Source organism: Nocardia sp. NPDC003979 (assembly GCF_053605015.1).
Genome location: NZ_JBSGIJ010000045.1, coordinates 1 through 3,284, shown reverse-complemented (window position 1 = coordinate 3,284; position 3,284 = coordinate 1). Strand labels below are relative to the sequence as shown.

Below are 3,284 nucleotides of genomic sequence, written 5' to 3'. Positions count from 1 at the left end.
CGGTCCCATTCCGAACCCGGAAGCTAAGGCCACCTGCGCCGATGGTACTGCACTCGACAGGGTGTGGGAGAGTAGGACACCGCCGGACAATCATTGCGATAGGGGACCCTTATTTGGGTCCCCTATCGGCGTTTGTGGGGCAGAAATGTCCCCGGCACGCCAGGCGGACGATGCCCCGTTGTCCGCCCGTGGTTGAATTCTTTGCAGGCGGGGCCATGACAACTCTCCCCGGAGGCCGGGGAACCTAGAAAGGGATCGCCGTGTCGGAACACAACGACGGACGGAAGTCTTTCCGCCGGGACGGAGACGCCCGCGGTTTCGGCCGGCGCGGCGAACCGACCGACCGCCCCCGTGGCGGTCAGGGCGACAATCGTGGCTCGGCAGGCGGCTCCGGCCGCGGCGGCTACAACCGTGACGATCGCGGCGGTTCCGGCGACCGAGGCGGTCTCCGCCGCGACGACAGCGGCGATCGTGGGGGTTCGGACCGCGGTAGCTACCAGCGTCGCGACGACAGCGGCAAGGGCGGCTACCCCCGGCGCGACGACGCCGCACGCGGTGGTTCCGGAGATCGTGGTGGCTTCCGCCGTCGCGACGAATCCGACCGTCCCGCAGGCGGTTTCGAGCGCGGTGGTGACCGTGGTGGCTCCCGTCGCAACGATGACGACCGCCCCCGTGGCGGTGGTGGCTTCCGTCGCAACGAGGGCGATGACCGTTCGCGTGGTTCCTCGGATCGCGGCGGCTTCCGGCGTAACGAAGGCGACGATCGGTCGCGCGGTAGTTCTGACCGCGGTGGTTTCCGCGGCAATGACGACCGTCGTGGTGGTTCCGACCGTGGTGGTTTCCGTCGTAACGAGGGTGATGACCGTTCGCGCGGCAGCTCGGATCGTGGTGGGGATCGCGGCGGCTTCCGCCGTAATGAAGGCGATGACCGTTCGCGCGGTTCGGATCGTGGTGGGGATCGTGGCGGCTTCCGTCGCAACGAAGGCGACGATCGGTCGCGCGGTGGGTTCGATCGCGGCGGAGACCGTGGTGGTTTCCGTGGCAGCGACGACCGCCGGAGCGGTGGTTCGGACCGCGGTGGCTTCCGCCGCAACGAGGGCGATGACCGTTCGCGTAGTTCCTCGGATCGTGGTGGCGATCGCGGCGGTTTCCGACGCAACGAAGGCGATGATCGTTCGCGCGGCAGCTCGGATCGTGGTGGGGACCGCGGCGGCTTCCGCCGTAATGAAGGTGATGACCGTTCGCGTGGTTCCTCGGATCGTGGTGGCGATCGTAGCGGTTTCCGTCGCGGCGAGGGCGGCGACCGTTCGCGCGGTGGGTTCGATCGCGGTGGGGACCAGGGTGGGTTCCGACGTGCTGAGAGCGATGACCGTTCGCGGGGTGGCAGCTCCGATCGTGGTGGGTACCAGCGACGCGATGACGAGCGCGGTGCCCGTCGCGATGACGAGCGCGGTGCCCGTCGCGACGACGACCGTGGACGCGGTGGGTTCAAGCGCAATACCGGGACCGGCGGTCGCGGCAAGTTCGTCGGGGAGGACGGCGCACCCCTGGACGGCACCTACCGTGAGAAGCGGAAGGAACGCGAAGGCGATGTGCTCGGTGTGATCTCGGCGGGTGACGCCGAGGGTGCTCCGGCAGACCGCGTTGCCGAGGACACGTCCACTGAGCAGGGCAAGTCGTCGACCGAGCACGTGGATTCCGGGCGTGAAGGGGCAGGCGGCCCGAGCGAGTCCGAGCTCTTGGGCAACGACGACCAGGCAACTGGCTCGGGCGCCGACGATCTCCGTGCGAGCAACAGCCCGACCGGCGACATCGATGACAACACGAAGTCGCGCGGCTCGGACAACGCCGCGGAACCAGCCTTCGCCGATGTCGACAGCTCCAACGCCGGCGAGAACGAGTCGGATCGCGCGAGCTCCGGACCTGACCGCGGCCACGACGATTCCGATCGTGACTCCGCTCGCGCATCGCGTGGGAGCGAGGATTCGATCCGTTCCGACGATCGTTCGGACCGCGAAGACGTCGGCTCGGATCGTGGTGCGGACGACTCGAGCCGCGGGGATGACCGGGCACGCGGCGGCGACCGCGACGATGATCGCTCCAGTCGTGGAGGCTTCCGCTTGGATCGTGGTAGCGACCGGGCACCTGGTGGTGACGACCGTGCGGGCCGTGGTGGCGACCGCGGCGGGAGCGGTTACCGCGACTCGGGCGACAGCCGGTTCGACAACGATGATCGCCGTCGTGGCGGCGAGGGTGCTCGTGCCGCAGGCGGCAGGCCGACCGATCGTCGGGCTGCGCGTCCGGAAGAGCCCGATATCCCCGAGGACGTGCAGGCCTCCGATCTCGATCCGGCTGTGCGCCGCGATCTGCTGAGCCTGGACAAGAGCAATGCCGAGACCGTCGCTCGGCACATGGTGATGGCCGTCGAGCTGCTCGAAGACGATCCGCGCCTGGCGCTGGCCCATGCCAGGGCCGCCAGGCAGCGGGCGGGGCGCATCGCGGTCGTGCGTGAGACCGCCGGTGTGGTGGCCTACCACGCCGAGGAATGGGCCGAGGCGCTGTCTGAGCTGCGGACCGCGCGGCGTATGTCGGGTGGGTCCGGGCTGCTCGCTGTGATGGCCGACTGTGAGCGTGGGCTCGGGCGGCCGGAGCGGGCTATCGAGTTGGGGCGTAGTGAGGAAGCGCAGGCGCTCACCGGTGACGAGGCGACCGAGTTGCGGATCGTTGTCGCCGGTGCGCGGATGGATTTGGGGCAGTTCGATCAGGCTGTGGTGACGCTGCAGTCGTCGGATCTGAATCCGGCTCGTACGGGGTCGGCTGCTGCGCGGTTGTTCTATGCGTATGCCGATGCTCTTGTGGCTGCTGGGCGGACTGATGAGGGGTTGCAGTGGTTCCTCAATGCTGCGGCTGCTGATGAAGACGGTGAGACTGATGCGGAGGAGCGTGCTACCGAATTGACCGGTGGGGACGCTTAGTAGTTCGTTGAATGCGCAGCCGTCGGCTGGGGTCTGTCAAGGGCTTCCGGTCGGCGGCTGTTGCTGTGTGGGGTGTCGTCAGGCGGTTGGGGTAGTCGCGATGGTTGTGGTCGATGTGCGGGGCATCGGACTGGTTCCACTCGAGTGGTTTACCTACCGCGGTTCCGGCCGTGTGGGCCCACTCGAGTGCGTCGTTTGCCGCATTCCCGGCCGTGTGGAACCACTGCGGTGTTTTGTGCACCACAAAGGTATTGGGCTGTGTTTTTGGAGCGCTGGCGCGCTCGAGCGCGGCCCCTGGGGGGCCGCGCG

General features: G+C 68.2%; 2 protein-coding genes and 1 rRNA gene. All 3 read left to right on the top strand.

Annotated features, from left to right (window positions below; translation table 11 throughout):
• Positions 1–88 (top strand): 5S ribosomal RNA (gene rrf, locus ACWEVR_RS33930); the annotation flags it as partial.
• Positions 89–411: 323 nt separating this feature from the next.
• Positions 412–1,605, top strand: a complete 1,194-nt coding sequence (locus ACWEVR_RS33925) for a hypothetical protein (protein WP_452470198.1) — start codon at positions 412–414, stop codon at positions 1,603–1,605.
• A gap of 383 nt (positions 1,606–1,988) precedes the next feature.
• A complete protein-coding gene (locus tag ACWEVR_RS33920; protein ID WP_452470199.1) occupies positions 1,989–2,975 on the top strand; it encodes a tetratricopeptide repeat protein in 987 nt (328 codons plus the stop codon).
• Positions 2,976–3,284 lie beyond the last annotated feature (309 nt).